Origin of the sequence: Agrobacterium tumefaciens, assembly GCA_025560025.1 — a bacterium.
In the GTDB taxonomy this organism is placed as follows: domain Bacteria; phylum Pseudomonadota; class Alphaproteobacteria; order Rhizobiales; family Rhizobiaceae; genus Agrobacterium.
Window position 1 is genome coordinate 1 of record CP048486.1, and the last position, 16787, is coordinate 16787.

General features: G+C 56.8%; 14 protein-coding genes and 1 pseudogene. 4 read left to right on the forward strand and 11 right to left on the reverse strand.

Going from position 1 to position 16787, the window contains the following annotated elements:
• Nucleotides 1-972: 972 nt before the first annotated feature.
• On the forward strand, nt 973-2253 hold the full coding sequence (locus FY152_14050) for a DUF4238 domain-containing protein (GenBank protein ID UXS33298.1): 1281 nt from the start codon (nt 973-975) through the stop codon (nt 2251-2253).
• A 40-nt stretch (nt 2254-2293) separates the two neighbouring features.
• On the opposite strand, the gene FY152_14055 is transcribed toward FY152_14050, so the two are convergent.
• Nucleotides 2294-3301, reverse strand: coding sequence for a trypsin-like peptidase domain-containing protein (locus FY152_14055; protein UXS33299.1), 1008 nt, complete (start codon nt 3299-3301; stop codon nt 2294-2296).
• Between the two features lie 205 nt (nt 3302-3506).
• On the opposite strand from FY152_14055, the pseudogene FY152_14060 reads away from it, so the two are divergent.
• Nucleotides 3507-3749: pseudogene (locus FY152_14060) on the forward strand (cupin).
• A gap of 52 nt (nt 3750-3801) precedes the next feature.
• The gene (locus tag FY152_14065; protein ID UXS33293.1) at nt 3802-4164 is read left to right on the forward strand and encodes a hypothetical protein; all 363 of its coding nucleotides are present in this window, start codon (nt 3802-3804) and stop codon (nt 4162-4164) included.
• A 128-nt stretch (nt 4165-4292) separates the two neighbouring features.
• Here FY152_14065 and FY152_14070 read toward each other — a convergent pair whose 3' ends face one another.
• Nucleotides 4293-4937: a hydrolase gene (locus FY152_14070; GenBank protein UXS33300.1), complete on the reverse strand. Its 645-nt coding sequence runs from the start codon at nt 4935-4937 to the stop codon at nt 4293-4295.
• Nucleotides 4938-5091: 154 nt separating this feature from the next.
• Between FY152_14070 and FY152_14075 the strand changes: the two genes are divergently transcribed.
• On the forward strand, nt 5092-5985 hold the full coding sequence (locus tag FY152_14075; protein UXS33301.1) for a LysR family transcriptional regulator: 894 nt from the start codon (nt 5092-5094) through the stop codon (nt 5983-5985).
• Between the two features lie 56 nt (nt 5986-6041).
• Here FY152_14075 and catB read toward each other — a convergent pair whose 3' ends face one another.
• The 9 genes from catB to FY152_14120 form a co-directional block, all read right to left on the reverse strand.
• Nucleotides 6042-6671 (reverse strand): type B chloramphenicol O-acetyltransferase, encoded by a 630-nt coding sequence (gene catB / locus FY152_14080; protein UXS33302.1) that lies wholly within the window; start codon nt 6669-6671, stop codon nt 6042-6044.
• A 382-nt stretch (nt 6672-7053) separates the two neighbouring features.
• On the reverse strand, nt 7054-8844 hold the full coding sequence (locus FY152_14085) for an ABC transporter ATP-binding protein (protein UXS33303.1): 1791 nt from the start codon (nt 8842-8844) through the stop codon (nt 7054-7056).
• Between the two features lie 465 nt (nt 8845-9309).
• Complete coding sequence (locus tag FY152_14090; protein ID UXS33304.1) at nt 9310-10299, reverse strand: tripartite tricarboxylate transporter substrate binding protein; 990 nt, start codon at nt 10297-10299, stop codon at nt 9310-9312.
• 107 nt (nt 10300-10406) lie between these two features.
• Nucleotides 10407-11102, reverse strand: coding sequence for a superoxide dismutase (locus tag FY152_14095; GenBank protein ID UXS33305.1), 696 nt, complete (start codon nt 11100-11102; stop codon nt 10407-10409).
• Between the two features lie 181 nt (nt 11103-11283).
• Nucleotides 11284-11613, reverse strand: coding sequence for a hypothetical protein (locus tag FY152_14100; GenBank protein ID UXS33306.1), 330 nt, complete (start codon nt 11611-11613; stop codon nt 11284-11286).
• A 244-nt stretch (nt 11614-11857) separates the two neighbouring features.
• Nucleotides 11858-12898, reverse strand: coding sequence for a response regulator (locus FY152_14105; GenBank protein UXS33307.1), 1041 nt, complete (start codon nt 12896-12898; stop codon nt 11858-11860).
• 4 nt (nt 12899-12902) lie between these two features.
• Nucleotides 12903-13340: a response regulator gene (locus FY152_14110; protein UXS33308.1), complete on the reverse strand. Its 438-nt coding sequence runs from the start codon at nt 13338-13340 to the stop codon at nt 12903-12905.
• On the reverse strand, nt 13337-14791 hold the full coding sequence (locus FY152_14115; protein UXS33309.1) for a histidine kinase: 1455 nt from the start codon (nt 14789-14791) through the stop codon (nt 13337-13339). The genes FY152_14110 and FY152_14115 overlap by 4 nt, the downstream gene beginning before the upstream one ends.
• A gap of 183 nt (nt 14792-14974) precedes the next feature.
• Nucleotides 14975-16786: an ABC transporter ATP-binding protein gene (locus tag FY152_14120; GenBank protein UXS33310.1), complete on the reverse strand. Its 1812-nt coding sequence runs from the start codon at nt 16784-16786 to the stop codon at nt 14975-14977.
• Nucleotide 16787: the final 1 nt, after the last annotated feature.

The window sequence follows — 16787 nt, forward strand, 5'->3', positions numbered from 1 at the left end:
ACCTTCAGGTGTGCGTATATAATTCACCACGGTATATATTTTATATGTTTGCGCGCTGGTTATTATATAAATATATATTTACGGAAGCCGCCCATATCGCATCTGGCCTACCCTACTCATATCCGTCAACGAATCCATATTCTCCTTTTGGTTGTGTAAATATTGCTTCTTAAGCTGCCGATTTCGAAGCTTTGTCCTGGCATAAAGAGATCGCGCCAGCTTTCTCCTCATCAAGGCAGTATCCGCCCGAGCGGCAAGAACGTATATCTCGTAAAGACCCATCAAACACACCTTTCTATCACGCGACGCGTTTGCGACCGTGTTATGAACTTCATCTCTTCTTTCCATCAGCCTTTCAGCTCGATGGGCATTTCAACGGGGCACTGAAAATTGCCGCCTATGGGAATGAATGACACTTATCAGTGCCCCGCTTCAGCGGTTTATGCCTGTTAGAGAGACTGCCCTTCAGCCAATGGATTTCGGAGAAATAGAAAGGTTCACCACCAACCAGATTCCATCTCACCTCCGGTCATTGCCAGAGGGCTTTCCCTTTCAGGCCCCGAAATATGAGAGCGACGTCTTCTCTCACAATCGGCGCCGGCTCCGCATCAAAACAGGAACATTTCCCGGTTCATCGCGGAACAGGGGCATTATAGGTCAGGCAAAAAGAGTGGGGATGAACGGGGACACAAAAAAGTCCTTCCCATAAAACAAAAAAACAGGGGTAGGGAGAAAAGTCGTTAAAGCATTAAAAAAAATACATTACTAACCTCGAAATATACAGGCCATAACCACGACAGCACAATCAAAACAACTTTTGAGTTCGGCATCATCGCCCCGCTAGGATCTGGGATATTAAATGGTGGATTCGTTTAGTCCACGAATCCGCCTGATATCTGCTAGGGCTTTACTTGTTGGGGAAAAATATCACTGATAGGTGATCGAGAGCACCCGCCCAGTTATAATTCGCACATGTCGAACGGCAAACCGAATCAGCAATATCGCCACAACCACTATGTTCCCGAGTGGTATCAGCGTCGATTCATGCTCCCGGGACAGCACAAATACTGGTACCTTGACCTAAAACCGGAAAAACGGACCAGCGGCGGGGTGACGTACACTCGCCGTGGCCTTCTTCATTGGGGCCCTGAACGCTGCTTCGCGCAAGACGATCTCTATACGACCGAGTGGGGCGGCATCGTAAACACCGAGATCGAGCAGTTCTTCTTCGGCAACGTGGACTCCGAAGGCAAGAAGGCGACTGAGTACTTCGGCGGCTTCAAACACCCGTCCGTCAACGGCGGCATGCTGGAGACGTTTATTCCCTACATGAGCGTCCAGAAACTTCGGACACCTAAGGGGATGGCCACGCTGCAGGCCATGGCCCAGCCCGGGAACCGAAACCTTATGTTGATGCAGCTCCAACGCATGCAGAACATATACTGCGCGATATGGACAGAATCCGTATGGCAGATCGCGGACGCGACCGACTCGCCCACGAAGTTCATCATATCCGACCACCCGGTTACGGTGTATAACCGCGAGTGCTTTCCCATGTCGCAATGGTGCCAGAACCACAACGATCCCGACATCCGGTGCCACGCGACGCATACCTACTTCCCGCTCTCCCTGGATCGGGTTCTCATCCTGACCAACCTATCATGGGTGAGAAATCCGTACCAAAATGCTTTAGCGTTCCGACCGAATCCAGAGTTCTTTCGGCACACCATCTTCAACTTCCTTGCCATCCAGACGGATCGAATGCTTTCCGAGCAGGAAGTTCTCGAGATCAACTGGGTCACCAAGCAGCGCGCATACCGATACGTGGCCGCAGCAGAGAAGGAGTGGCTGTATCCCGAAAGGCAACTAAAGAACCCGCACTGGCGGAAACTTGGCGACGGCTATCTGTTCATGCCTGACCCACGGCATATCCACATGGGTGGGGAGATTATGATTGGCTATGAGGGTGGCAGGTCCGACGCGTTCAGCGAGTATGGGCACAAGCCTTGGGACCGAGATTACAAGAACGAGAAGCGGGATCGCAGGGACGGCGCTGCCCTCGACAGGTTCCAGGCCGAGTGGGCGTCGATGATGGGCCGCCGCTACCGTGGCATTTCCTACGACTTCTACAGCCCCGATCGTCCTCCTACTACCGAAGAAAACGAAGAAATGCACACGCATCATCTCGAGATAGACCGTAGGAATCGCCGGCAGCCCGAAGAGAGACAGCGCAGACGCCGCCTGATGCGCTGATCAGGCCGCTTTCGGCCTCAAAAGGTTACGGTAAGGCTACTCAATGGCAATAGGGACCGATAAAATCCAAAACGTGTCTGGCTGGTATGGCAGAGCTCGCCTTTTCTGTTCCACCTTCGTGTTGGGTCTCAAATGAATTGACTACAACTCCCAAACACAGCCCCGCTTCGTCCAAGACAGGTCCACCGCTGTTTCCTGGTGCGACCAAGTTTGAAATGATTAACCGATCCTCGCCGTGGTAAGTATTGACGACGGCGTTTAATTCGCCGCCATGGGCCAAAAGGTAAGACGAGTCCGTTGTAGCTATACCCGGATAGCCGAGAGTAATGGTTCGCGTGAGTACCGATGGACTGCCTATTGGGAAAATTGGTGCGACAGTGTCATCGCATTCAACCTCCAGAAGTGCCAAATCAAGTTTCGGATGCAAAATCCATTCCCCATTGATCGGTTTTAAAATGCTTCCATCAGGCTGATTCAGCCCAACGAATATGATGTTATCATTGGGATCGACGTTATGTTTTGCAGTAACGATAACGCATTTTCCACCATCGCCCCTATTGGTTGCAATAAATCCGGTGCCTGTAAATTCATCGCCCCCTCGACGAACGTATAAAGCTGGGACACTTCCACGATACTTACGCGCGACATAGCTGGGTCCGAGGAGAATATTGTCGACAATTCGCAGTGTCACGAACAACGCGATTCTAGCTTTGTTCCAAGTGTGACTTATCAAAGCACGGCCGCCGAACATGGACTGATCTACGACAAGTCCCCACTCAATCAGACGCCGAAATAAAGGCATCAAGGCTGAAGTGCTTGTTCCCTCGCCGTCCCCACAAGCATGCACAAAATGGAGGAAGTCTTGCGTGTCGAAATATCCCATCTCAAGCAGTGATTTACGTGTATCGAAGTCTGCCAAAGTGGTCGAGTTACTATTAAGAAATTCGCAATAAGGAGCGTCCTGTGCGGCTAACCCGACAAGCTTTATCAGAGCTATGATTTCCTTTGGGGGATTAGTGGCGATCTCATCTAGAAGTCTAGCAACCATCGCTTTTGTTTCTCACCTTATTGACTACGAGAACTAAACTTCTACAGCTTTCTGCGTTGATGGTCATCGCGCTATAGCCGCACAAAACTAAGAAGGACAGTTTTCGCGAAGTCAGCGCCCGTGATGCGGCGAAAATAGTTGGCTAGACTCGTCACGCGGGTCTGAAACTACAGCTACAACGGCCAGATGCGCGAGGGGCAGTAATATGAACGTCGAAAAAATCATCTTCAATCCAAGCGATCAGATTCCCAACAACCAGACCTTCCCTGTTATCATCTATTGGCAAACGAACTCGCGGCTCGACTCCACCTCATTCGAAGTAATGTTTTCCCGAAACGGTTGGAGCGGCGCCTGGCGCAATGGTGTGTTTGACTACCATCATTGCCACAGCGGCGCGCATGAGGTTCTGGGTGTGGGGCGTGGTGAGGCAACATTAAAGATCGGTGGCCGGAAGGGCGCGATTTCTAGTCTAGCGAGAAAACACGAATGAGGATCAGGAATTGAAAGTCATCACAGGAACCGGATTTACCGTTGCCGCCCTGCTTTTTTCGGTTTCAGGCGCCCTTGCCGCGCCAACATACCTTAGCTGCGAGTTCGCCGGTTCGAAGGGAGCCCCTCAGGTGTTCAATTTCGTTCTCGACGAAGCCGCCGGGACATTTGGAGTTTATGTCCCGGCTTCTGGAAGCCAGAGAATGGAGAAAGGCACCTTTGCCGGTGGTAAAGCGAGCCTGAATGAAGGCTCGGTGGCGTGGGAGATCGACATTGCCAAACGTTCAGTCATTCGTGACAAGCGCATGGTTGGCGAGAAGGATGGCGGGACCTGCAAGACGATCTCGGAAGCGCAGAGCGGCTTTGAAGAATAATTGCCGGTCTGGACAGGAGTCAGCATCAAGACGTGTGCACATAGGGCTGATGGCCATGAGTTGAAGGTGGTGAAGGCCGGCAAACGATCGTTCCGCCCCTCACCGGAATTTCACAATGCCAGCTGGGATCAGCCAGCGACCGGCGTGTTGAGAAGCTGCTGTTCCCAAAGATAGGCGATGCCGCTGCCGGCGAAGTGCTGAATGAGAATCTCGGTCAGCTCCTCGACATGCTCGGTGCGCGCCCAATCGCGTTGCCATTCGCCAGCCAGCGCCATAACGGTCATGACGTTCGCGCCGGCGGAGATCATCCGCTGGACGGCAACTTCGTGAGACTCCTTCGAAATGCCGCCCGAAGCGTCGGTGATGACGGTTACGTCCCAGCCTTCGCCTGCGGCCTGGATCACGGGCATTGCGACGCAAACTTCGGTCCACAGGCCGGCGATGATCAGCTGCTTGCGGCCGGTAGCCTTGACGACATTCACCACATTTTCGTCCTGCCAGGTGTTCACCCAGGTGCGATCGATAACTTCCTGACCCGGAAATACGTCGGTGATCTGCTTGAATAGAAGTCCACCGCGTGCCGCGATCACGCTGGTGAGAATGGTCGGAACATTGAAAGCTTTGGCCAGCTTCGCCAGCGCGGTCGTGTTGTTGACCACAGCTTGCGGATCGTGGCTGTTGAGATTTGCTAGTTGGTAGGGCTGATGGTCGATCAGAACGAGGACCGAATCTTCGGGACGAAGAAGAGAATCGAGGCCGTTACGAAGGGTCATCAAGACTTCCTTTCTCTGCCGCCATGGGCGGCGATGGGTTCAAGAGAGACATGCGTCAGCGGGCGACGTTGCCTGGAAGCAATTTGCTGTTCCTTTTAATGGTGCGGTAGTGCCATAGTCTGGCGAGCTGTGTCGCGAAATGAGGAACGCCAGAATGGACATCGAAGATCTCCGGACATTCGTCGCCGTGGCGGATGCCGGGGGCGTCTCGGCCGCTGCGCGCCGGCTCGGCGTCTCCAAATCAATCGTCAGTCGGCGGTTGCTGCGGGTTGAAGCGGACCTTGGCGTTCAGCTGCTTGCGCGAACGACCCGTGGCGCCGCACTTACGGAGGCGGGCATCACCTTCAGGGAACACGCTGCCCGGGCAAGCGCCGAGATAGATACGGCCAGAGAAACGATCCTCCCCACTGGTGAATTGCGCGGCCGTTTGAGGGTTTCAATGCCGCTGACTTTCGGCCCGAGCCATTTCGCCCCCGTGCTTGCAGAAATGGCGCGCCAGCACCCGCAGCTTCACATCCATACCTCCTACAGCGATCGCTTCGTCGATCTCATCGCAGAAGGTTTTGATTGCGCGATTAGGAGTGCCTACCTCCAGGATTCAAATCTGATCGCGAAGCGCGTTGGGCCGATCAACGGAAAGCTTGTCGCCAGCCCGGCTTATATCAAAGCCCATGGTTCCCCTGAGACGACAGAGCAAATCGCCGACCATCAGGCCCTCATGCAGGGAACGGAACCCTGGCAGTTCATGGATGGCGACAGGATCGTCACGGTGCAGCCACAGGGCAGGTTCAAGGCCGACAGCGCCACGGCGCTTGCCGCAGCGGCGGCGGCAGGTCTCGGCATAGCCTGGCTGCCCGATTGCATCACGCATGCCTATGTGGCCTCCGGCGAACTGGTTCCGATCATGACACGTTATCCGGTCCCTCCGGGGGCCACATATGTCGTGCGCCCGCCGAGCCAACATCCCACCCGCAAAGTGCGGGTGCTTACCGAAATGCTGGCGGAGTACTTCAAACGGAACCCGGAACTTTGGGGCGTGGATAATTAAATCCACGGGCTTGGGATGCTGGCCCGCCCTGATCAGACGGGCCAGCAGCTTCAGCTTTACAGAATGTCCGACTGCCAGAAGCGATGAAGCTCTGCGACATTGATGCTGGTCATCAGCGGCATTGCGGCTTTGAGCTTTTCTGCCGGCCACTCCCACCATTTCATCTCCAACAGAAGAGCGACACTATCGTCATCAAACCGCTTGCGGATGGTTCTGGCGGGGTTGCCGCCGACGATGGCGTAAGGTTCGACATCCTTCGTCACCAGCGCTCGTGTTCCGATGACAGCGCCATCACCGATCTTGATGCCGGGCATGATGATCGCTTCCGAACCGATCCAGACATCATTGCCGATGACGGTATCGCCAGCCGGCAGATAGCCGTTCTCAGCATTCTCAAATTCCGGCACTTCGGGCATGAAGAAGAACGGGAAGGTGCTGATCCACTCATTGCGATGACCCTGATTGCCCGCCATGATGAAGGCGGCACCCGAACCAATCGAGCAGAAGCTGCCGATTATCAGCTTATCCGCACCGTCATCAGATAGCAGATAACGAGCGCAATCCTCGAAGCTGTGGCCATGATAATAGCCTGAATAATAGCTGTATTTCCCGACCACGAGGTTCGGGTTCTTTACCTGCTTATCAAGCGTGATGCCCCGGAACGGGCTTTCGAAATAATTTTCCATTGAGGTAATCTCACTGCATGTGTTCGCTTTCGCTTGCCTTCAGGCAAGCAGACGCCGAGCGCGAAGCCGGCCGGCTTCTCGCCCAATGCTCCTCGCGCTGCGGCGGGAGCTAGATGCAGGTGATACTCGATGCTTTTATCATTCAGTCTGGTTACCGCAAAAAGCGAGGAAGGCCAAGCCGTTGCGAGGTCCGATCGTCGAACAGGCGCCGATCCACCTCACCGTTTGACCTTCCCCATCCTTTGGACGCGTCGCGCGACACAGGCTGGCTGATCTGATGCACAGACGAGCCAAGCGCAATGTCACCGCCGAGAAGAGCAGCCCCATGCCGGCAAGATCGATACCACAGGCAAGCGATCCTCAACCTTCGGCATAGCGTTTCTCAGGCCACCAGCCCCTTCGTCAGTTCCAGCGCCTGCCGCTCGAACAGCCGGCGGTAGATGCCGTCATTCAGCCGGATCAGCGCCTGATGGTCACCTTCTTCGACGATATTGCCCTTGTCGAAGACCAGCAGCCGGTCCAGCGCCCTGACCGTGGAGAGGCGGTGCGCGATGACGAGCGTGGTGCGGCCTTCCATCAGGCGTTCCATGGCCTGCTGGATCTGCACTTCGCTTTCGCTGTCGAGGCTTGAGGTTGCCTCGTCCAGGATCAGAACCGGCGCATCCGCAAGGAATGCGCGGGCGATGGCGACGCGCTGTCGTTCCCCGCCCGAGAGCTTGACGCCGCGTTCGCCCACCATGGTTTCATAACCCTTGGGCAGGGACATGATGAACTCATGGGCGCTCGCCTGTTTCGCCGCCTGCTCGATTTCGCGCCGCGAGGCGTTTGGCCGGCCATAGGCGATGTTTTCCGCCAGCGTGCGGTGGAACAGGATGGGTTCCTGCTGCACGATGGCGATCTGGCCACGCAGGCTCGATTGCGTGACGCCGGCGATATTCTGGCCGTCGATGCGGATCGCGCCCGACTTGATGTCGTAAAGCCGCTGGATGAGCTTGACGAAGGTTGTCTTGCCCGAGCCGGAATGGCCGACCAGCCCCACACGCTCACCCGGCTTGATGGTGACCGAGAAGTCCTCATAAAGCGGGGTGGGATGCGCGCCATATTGGAAAGTGACGTTATCGAAGACGATCTCGCCCTTGCCGATATTGATGCGCCTGGCCTCCGGCCTGTCTTCGACGCCAAGCGCCATCTTGTCGAGCAGCACCAGCTCTTCCATGTCGTTGACGGCGCGTTGCAGGTTGCGGATATCCTGACCGACATTGCGCAGATAGCCCTGCAACACGAAGAACATCGCCAGCACGAAGGTGATATCACCCGGCGTGGCCAGCCCCTTTTGCCACATGAGAAGACCCGTTCCGAGGATGCCGGCCTGCATGGACACCATCATGAAGCCCTGAATGGTGCCGCTCAGCGTGCCGCGGCGCCATGTCCGGCGCGTGCGGTTGTCCCATTTGGCCAATACATGGCCCAGCCGGGTTTCCTCACGGTTTTCGGCACCGAAGGCTTTGACCACCGAGTTGCAGCTGACGGCATCCGCCAGCGCGCCGCCGAGCTTGGTATCCCAGGCATTGGCAAGCCTTGCCGCCGGAGAGACGAAGCCCATGGAGAGCAACACGGTGACGCCGATATAGATCAGCGAACCGGCACCCACGATGAGGCCCATGACCGGCCAGTAACTGCCCAGCACGATGGTGGCGCCCAGCAGCATGGTGATGGACGGCAGCAGCGCGATGAGCAACAGGTCATTGAGGGAATCCAGCGCCCACATGCCGCGCGTGATCTTGCGGACCGTGGAACCGGCAAAGCTGTTGGCATGCCAGTCCGTGGAGAAACGCTGCACCCGGTGGAAGCCGTTATTGGTGACATCAGCCATGATTTTCAGGGTGAGCCTGATGATGCCGTTGAAGATGAACCAGCGCAGCGCCACGCTGGTGAGACCCAGCGCCACCACGATGACGAAGGCGCGCAAAGCCTTGTCAGCCCCGTTGCCGCCGGCGATGGCATCAACGATCTGGCCGGAGAAAACCGGCACCATGACTTCGGCCAGCGTGCTGGCGACGACCAGCACGATGATGAAACCCACCAGCGCCTTTCGGTGGCTCCAATGATGAAAAACAAAGCCGAGCACATGGCGATAGGCATCGGCGCGGAAATCGAGCTTCTTGCGAGACATTTTAACCAGCACGGCGCCAAAGGGTCGGCAACCGGTCCTCAAAAACGGAAGTTGGATGGCACAGCCCGGGCGGGAAACGATATGATCCCGTCAGATCAATCGGGCTATGAAGGGAAACAGAACCGCATGGCGCTTGCGCGGGGCGGGCCGCGAATGGATATGACCTAGTGTCGGGTCATTCCCTGCGGGAGGATTTCGGTGAATGCTGGTGTCATGCAACGCCTCCCTTTGTTCGATCTGACGCGGTGATGTTTTTTTTGTAGCGGAGCAGCCCGTTTTTGCCAAGCGGGATTTTGCAACCTTATGGCAAGTGATGCGGAAACGACACATCGGCCAGGGCGCTAAATACAACCGTGGCCGATGCCAATGACGGCTTCGGCCACGTTTTTCTGAATCAAGAGCTTATGTTGCGCATCCCGGGTGGGCTGCGCGACGAGAGAACAGGACCCTGCCTATCGTTCCCGATCAATCCATCTGCACATTGGCATTCTTGACGACGGGTTCCCACTTGGCGATTTCGGCCGCGACGTGGTTTTTCAGCTCCTCGGGCGACGAAGCGACGATTCTGGCGCTGAACTCCGCCATGCGCGCGGCGACAGCCGGATCGGCAAGCGCCTTTTTGGCGGCGGCATTCAGCGTGTCGACCACCTCGGCCGGCGTGCCGGCAGGCGCAAAGAGTGCGTTCCATGTGTAGGTCTCATAACCCGGCACGGTCTCGGCAATGGTCGGCAGATCCGGGAAGGATGAGGCGCGCTCGGCGGTGGTGACACCAAGCGCCTTCAATGTGCCGGACTTGATGTGGCCGGATGACGACGGCAGATTGTCGAACATGATCGAAATCTGGTTGCCGAGCAGATCGTTGAGCGCCGGGCCTGCCCCCTTATAGGGAACATGCTGCATGCTGACACCAGCCATGCTCTTGAACAATTCGCCGGAAAGATGCAGCGGCGTGCCGTTGCCGGAAGAGGCATAGGCATATTTATCCGGTTCGGCCTTCAGAAGCGCGATCAGTTCCGCGACGCTGTTGACGTTCAGCTTGGGATTGACGACCAGCACATTCGGCACCACCACCAGCAGCGAGACCGGCGCGAAATCCTTTTGCGGATCGTAAGGTTTCGTTTTGAGAATGAGCGGGTTGAGCGCATGGGTGGCAACCGTGCCCATCAGGATGGTATAGCCGTCAGGCTCGGCCCGGGCGACCCGGTCGGCACCGAGATTGCCGCCGGCGCCGGCGACATTTTCAACGACGATCTGATGGCCGAGCTCATCGCCCATTTTCTGCGCGATGACCCGCGCCACCACATCGGTGGAGCCGCCTGCCGCGAAAGGAACGACCAGCGTAATGGTTCGATCGGGAAAGCCCTGTGCGCTTGCCGTCATTCCCAGCATGCCAAAAGAAACCGCCGTGGCGGCAAGTTTCAACAGCATGCGCCGTTTCGAAGACCGGTAATTCATGAACCCTCCTGTAAACATGGCCTCCCCGCCATGCCGGGCATAGTAGCTCAAATGAACCTGAGGGCAACCCGTTGGCCTTGCTGCGGGAAACAAGAGGACGTGACGTCCTAAGCGTTCATGCGTTCTTCAACGACCCGCCAGTTGACCAGCCTGTCGAGCACGGCGCGGATATGCTCGGGTTTGCGGTTCTCATAATCGAGGTAATAGGCATGCTCCCATATATCGATGCCGAGATAGGCCGGTCGGCCCACCGCGACCGGGTTATTGCCGTCCTCGTAACCAATGAGTGCGAGTTTATCGGCGTCGTCGCGCGTCAACCAGACCCAGCCTGTCCCGAACACGGTGTCGGAAACATCGACTGCGCGTTTGATAAACCCTTCATAATCGCCAAAGCTCTCGTTCACACGGGTCGCAAGCTCACCCGTCGGTCGGTTCGGCCCACCCGGAACGAACTGATCCCAATAGGCGACGTGGTTCCAGGCCTGCGCGGCATTGTTGAAAATCTTGACATCTGCCGCCTCTTTGGACTTGGCCGCCTCCTTGACGATATCGACAAGCTCCATGTCGGCATAGCGGGTATTGGCTGCCAGCGTATTCAGCTTGTCGTAATAGGCCTTGTGATGTTTTCCGTAATGGAGGCCGACCGTTTTTGCCGAAATAACGGGCGCCAGATCTCCCTCCGCAAACGGAAGGGACGGCTGTTTCAATGGCAGGGCGGCACGCGCCACATGCGGCCTGGGGAAAATCGTTGCGGCAGCGGCCACAGCGCCGCCTGCGAGAATTGTGCGTCTGGTGATGTTCATGTTTTCCTCCTTTGAATGACAGCCACATGGGTTAACCCGCAACTGCGGCGCAGGTTTCCTCAGGTCGAATCAATTCGACCGCGGACACAGGGTCATCATGCAAAGACGGGGATTGGGGCAGTCCGCTACGGGAAGGGACATAAAGGAAAGGCCCTCCCGGTTGAGAGAGGGCCTGATCCGATTACCAGCGATAATAGTCGCGGCGGTCTCGCCATTCGCGGTGTTCCCGCCAGTCTCGCCGCTCACGCCATTCTCTGCGTGCCTGACGCTCGCGCCACTCGCGGCGGCCCTCCCAGCGATCACGCCGGTCCCAGCCGCGCTCATAGCGTGGCGGTCCGTTTGGCCGGCAATATCCACGCGGCGACAGATGAAAACCGCGTCCACAGGCATAGTCGACGGTTTGAACATTCGATGTCGCGGGTGCGGACGGTTGACCGATGGGCATGGCGTTCGCGCCACTACCGAACAAAGCGCTAAGAATTATTCCAGCGCTTAAAATCATCTTGCGCATCTCATTTCCCTCCTTGTGGGATGGGGTGATTTAGCGCCATTGCCCGTGAACTGCAGGTGAATGAAACGAGGTGTTTTCGTGGCAGCGGAGCCGCAATTATGGCCATTTTGGGCGAGTTTTCGCAGCGAATAGCTGAACACCCTGAACACGAAAACAGAGAAATCCGCTGTGGCAACGATTATGGCTGAAGGTGTGGAACGCCCCGAGCAGGCCAGATCATTCAGGAGCAGACATCACGCCCTGCTCACTGCTTTTCATTCCACGTCATCACGTAACGCGTGCCCTTGCCCAGCTCCGGGTGCGTATGCGTCTGTTCAACACGCGCGCCAATATTCTGGGCCATCGCCATGATCAGCTTTGTACCGAGGCCCGTCCCGCGGGGTGTTGCCTCGGGCTTCGAGCCGATACCGTCGTCTTCAACAACGAGAGCAAATTGCTGGTCCTCTTCCGAAAGCCGGACGCGAACCGTGCCGGACTGATCGGGATAGGCATATTTCAGCGCATTGGTCAGAAGCTCGGTGATGATGACGCCGAGCGCCACCGCGTGATCCGCTTTCAGACTGACGTCGCAAAGCGATGTTTCCACCGTGACGGAGGACGAACCGGGAACGGCCTGAAACAGGTCGCTGATGATCGACGTCAGGTAGGAATTGAGCGACACCAGGCCGACATTATCGGTATTGTAGAGGCTGCGATGAACGCCGGCGATCGCGGAAATCCTGCTCTGGGTTTCCAGCAGGGCGACCTCGGCTTCCGGCGATTTGACGGTGTTGATCTGCAGCCTGATCATCGCAGAGACCAGCGAAAGACTGTTGGCGACCCGATGGTTCATCTCCTTGACCATCATTTCCGCGTGTTCCTTCGCCTTTACCAGCAACCGGTCGGATTCCTCCTTGGTCTGGCGCAGGCGATGGTTTTCCAGGGCCTGATTGATCGCGGTGCGCAATAGCGGGAAAAAGTCGTCGCCGACATTCTTTATGACGAAGTCGGCAGCCCCCGCCTTGAGGGCATCGATCGCGATCTGGGCTTCATTGGATCCCGTAACGTAAAGCACGGGAACGCGCCCCGGTAACGACTGGATCGCCGCCAGAAATTCCATTCCCGTCGACATCTGAAAATAGTGATCGAGGACGACCACATCGAATTGCTCGTTTTGAAATAGCTCGAGCCCCGAGGCGACGGAGGCGGCATGCACCACCTCCATTCCATGACGACCAAGGACACGGCTGGAAAGCCGCGCCAGCGCTGGATCATCATCAACATACAAAACGCGCAAATCCATCATGCCTTCAAGGTATCTGAATCACAGAGAAAAACAGGCCGAGGTTCTTGATCGCGTTGGCGAAACCTTCGTAGTCGACCGGCTTCGTTATATAGACATTTGCGCCAAGGTCATAACATTTCTGGATTTCGGTTTCGTCATCCGTCGTCGTCAGCACGACGACCGGCAAACGGCGTGTATGTTCGTTGCTTTTGATCTGCTCGAGAATGCGGATACCCGACATATCGGGAAGATTGAGATCGAGCAGGACGAGAAGATAACGATCCTTGCTGACAAGGCCATCCCGGCTTTCGCCAAGGATGAAATCAAGCGCCTTTGCACCCAGCGTAAAGGGCACGATCTCGTTGTTCACACCCGCACGACGCACGTTTTTTTCGATGAGACGAGCATGACCCTCGTCATCCTCGATCATCACGATCGTTACCTCTTGACCGGTTGCCTTCATTGTTCGCCTTCTTTCGTCACTTTTCTGAGGTCGCTCGGCAGGAGCAGCGTGAATGTGCTTCCTTTGCCAAGCTCGGACTCCACCCTAATGTCACCTCCTAAATTTCTGATTAGCGAACGAACATGAGCAAGGCCAATTCCTTCCCCGGGCTGATCCTGATTGCCGGCGCGGCGGAAGAGCTCGAATATGCGCTCCAGATCCTGCTCGCCAATGCCGCGACCATTGTCGCTGACCGCGATGGAAATGGCGCCACGTCCGGCCGGATAGGCGCGTGCGGTCAATTTGAGCGGGCGTCCCGGCATCTGGTATTTCACCGCATTGTCGAAGAGATTGCCGAGGATCTGGTCGAGAGAGATACGATCCGTATAGACGGTCAATTTTGAGCTATCGACATTGATCTCGCCGCCATTGGCAGTGACCTGGTGACGAACCGTCTCGGAAAGCGACGACAGCAACGTTTCTATATCGACCTTTTCCGGTTGCAGCTTTCGCTGGCCATCACGCGAGATTTTCAGGATCGCATTGATCAGCTGGTCCATTTTACGGGTCGAGGAGCGGATGAAGCCGATTGCCTCGGGAATATCCTCCTCGACGGCCAGCCGCGCTTCGCGGATGACGTCTTCCGGCGGCGTCTTGCCATCGGCGAGAACATAGGCCGAGACCGGCTTCAGCGACGTATCGAATTCGGCGAGGAACCCCATGATATTAACGAGCGGCGCCCGCAGATCATGCGTGACGATATAGGCGAAGCGCTGGATTTCCTGATTGGCGCGGCGAAGGTCGCGCGTTCTTTCTTCCACACGTTCCTCAAGATGGCGATTGAGCTCGTCCACATCCTCCCGGGAGCGGTTCAGGGCGCGGATATAGGTAAAGACCAGCAGGATCGAACCGCCGACGACGATCATGATGGCGAAGGCACCGCCGATCGTCACCAATTGCAGCCTGTTGGCGGCCTCGAGTTGATCGCCGACGATGACGCGCAACCGATCATCCGTGTCCGATTGCAGCTTCGACAGCACCGTTCTGATTTCATTCATGAAACGTTTGCCGTCATTCTCACGGACGATCTCGACCGCCTCGGTGATGCGCCCCGCCTTTTGCAGATCGATGGTTTCGCGGGTTTCGGCCAGCTTGTTGTCAATCGCGACTGCCATATCTGACAGAGGCTGCCGATATTGATCGCGATCCTTCAATAGATCGAGAAGCCTGGAGCGCCGTTCCGGCAGGCGGCCCAAAGCCTCCTCATATGGCCCCAGATACTCGACATTATTGGTCAGCAGATAACCTCTCTGACCGGTTTCGATGTCCTGCATCGAGGTCAGCACATCGAGGATGGCCGCGCGCACGCGGCGCAGTTCGGCTGTTTCCTGAGAGTACCGGTTGTTCACCTGCACCAGCCATAACGACATGGCGACCATTCCGGTCAGGATGGCGACACCAACAGCGAGCATGAGAAGGCTTCGCTGAGCGAACGGCGAAAAATTGGTCACAGTAATAATATTCCCGGTAGGCAGCTTATTTGTCGGGCAAATTAGAATATGACAGACGCGGAAGCGAACATTTTATTTCCCGCCGGCGCCGGAACCACTTTTCACAACAGGCGTTAAGCACGGTTCGGAAGTAGAAAAGTCGCCTCACGCCACCTGAACAAAATGGCCCGGGGAAACCGTCCTGTAGCTTCGCTGCGGCACCTCATAACCCATCGGCCGGATCGGGCTTTTCAGTTCGTCATTGGATATGCCGCGTCTTATCCCGCGCCGCGCCGGATCGGGCACCGGCACCGCCGCCATGAGCTTCTTCGTATAGGCATGTTGCGGATTGTCGAAGACGGCCGCACGCGGACCGATTTCGACGATCTCGCCGAGATACATCACCGCGACGCGGTGGCTCACGCGCTCGACCACCGCCATGTCATGGGAAATGAACAGAAAGGCGAGGTTGAGGCTCTGTTGCAAGTCTAGCAACAGGTTGCAGACCTGCGCCTTGATCGAGACATCGAGCGCCGACACGCTTTCATCGGCGACGATGACCTTCGGATCAAGCGCGAGCGCACGGGCGATTGCGATGCGCTGGCGCTGGCCGCCTGAGAATTCATGCGGGTAGCGGCTCGCCATATCGGCGGTGAGACCAACCTTCTCCAGAAGATCGGCCGTCTTTTCCTTTGCCTGTTTCGTAGTGCCCAATTTGTGCTTGATGAAGGGTTCGGAAATCGCGGTCCCCACCGTCATGCGCGGATTGAGCGACGAGAAAGGGTCCTGAAAGATCATCTGGACCGACTTACGCATATTGCGCAGCCCCACCGTATCGAGCCGCATCACATCATAACCGTCGAGCGACACGTCGCCGGACGACGGTTCCACAAGACGCATGATAGAGCGCCCGGTGGTGGATTTCCCGCAGCCCGATTCACCGACGAGCGACAAAGTTTCTCCCTGGAAAAGATCGAAAGAAACGTTTTCGACCGCATGAACCGCGCCCGTCTGGCGCGCCAGCAGCCCGGAACGGATGGGAAAACGCGTCACGAGGTTCTTGACCGCCAGAACCGGCGTCTGTCCGCTCGCAACCGTTTCCGCCACCTGCACCGGTTCTGTCGACAGGCCGGTCTTGATGTCGAGAACCGGAAAGCGCGTCGGCCATTGCCGGTCCTTCATCGAGCCGAGCCTCGGCACCGCCGAAAGCAAAGCACGCGTATAGGGGTGCTTGCCGCGCTCAAATATATCCTCCGTCGGCCCGGTCTCGACCTCGTCGCCCCGGTACATGACGATGGTGCGGTCGGCGATCTCTGCCACCACGCCCATATCATGGGTGATGAACAGGACCGACATGCCCTCCTCTTCCTGCAACAGCTTGATCAGGTCGAGAATCTGGCCCTGAATGGTCACGTCGAGCGCGGTTGTCGGTTCGTCGGCGATCAGCAGTTTCGGCCGGGAGGCGAGCGCCATGGCGATCATCACGCGCTGGCGCATGCCACCGGAAAACTGGTGCGGATATTCGTCGAAACGGCTGCCGGCATTGGGAATACGGACCTTTTCCAACAGTCGGATCGTCTCTGCCCTTGCCTGCTGCTTCGAAAGGCCCTTGTGCCTGATGAGGACTTCGGAGATCTGGCGACCGATCGTGAAGATCGGATTGAGCGACGTCATCGGCTCCTGAAAGATCATCGAGATGTCGTTGCCACGCACGCCCCGCATCTCCCTTTCGGAGAGTGCAAGAAGATTGCGCCCGTTCAGCAGGACCTCACCTTCGATACGGCTGGAAGCCGGGGCAAGGAGGCGCATCAGCGACAGGGATGTGACGGATTTTCCGGAACCGGACTCGCCGACAATGGCGACGGTTTCACCCGGCGCGACATCGAAGGAGACATTGCGCACAACGCTTTTCCATGCGCCATCGACAAGAAAGGACGTGGTCAGGTTACGAACGGACAGGACAGGTGCTGGTGTCATG

What these genes read in the sequence shown, in the direction of transcription:
- FY152_14050 (UXS33298.1), top strand. Translation starts at nt 973, where the DNA reads ATGTCGAACGGCAAACCGAATCAGCAATATCGCCACAACCACTATGTT.
- FY152_14055 (UXS33299.1), bottom strand. Translation starts at nt 3,301, where the DNA reads ATGGTTGCTAGACTTCTAGATGAGATCGCCACTAATCCCCCAAAGGAA.
- FY152_14070 (UXS33300.1), bottom strand. Translation starts at nt 4,937, where the DNA reads ATGACCCTTCGTAACGGCCTCGATTCTCTTCTTCGTCCCGAAGATTCG.
- FY152_14075 (UXS33301.1), top strand. Translation starts at nt 5,092, where the DNA reads ATGGACATCGAAGATCTCCGGACATTCGTCGCCGTGGCGGATGCCGGG.
- catB (UXS33302.1), bottom strand. Translation starts at nt 6,671, where the DNA reads ATGGAAAATTATTTCGAAAGCCCGTTCCGGGGCATCACGCTTGATAAG.
- FY152_14085 (UXS33303.1), bottom strand. Translation starts at nt 8,844, where the DNA reads ATGTCTCGCAAGAAGCTCGATTTCCGCGCCGATGCCTATCGCCATGTG.
- FY152_14090 (UXS33304.1), bottom strand. Translation starts at nt 10,299, where the DNA reads ATGAATTACCGGTCTTCGAAACGGCGCATGCTGTTGAAACTTGCCGCC.
- FY152_14095 (UXS33305.1), bottom strand. Translation starts at nt 11,102, where the DNA reads ATGAACATCACCAGACGCACAATTCTCGCAGGCGGCGCTGTGGCCGCT.
- FY152_14100 (UXS33306.1), bottom strand. Translation starts at nt 11,613, where the DNA reads ATGCGCAAGATGATTTTAAGCGCTGGAATAATTCTTAGCGCTTTGTTC.
- FY152_14105 (UXS33307.1), bottom strand. Translation starts at nt 12,898, where the DNA reads ATGATGGATTTGCGCGTTTTGTATGTTGATGATGATCCAGCGCTGGCG.
- FY152_14110 (UXS33308.1), bottom strand. Translation starts at nt 13,340, where the DNA reads ATGAAGGCAACCGGTCAAGAGGTAACGATCGTGATGATCGAGGATGAC.
- FY152_14115 (UXS33309.1), bottom strand. Translation starts at nt 14,791, where the DNA reads ATGCTCGCTGTTGGTGTCGCCATCCTGACCGGAATGGTCGCCATGTCG.
- FY152_14120 (UXS33310.1), bottom strand. Translation starts at nt 16,786, where the DNA reads ATGACACCAGCACCTGTCCTGTCCGTTCGTAACCTGACCACGTCCTTT.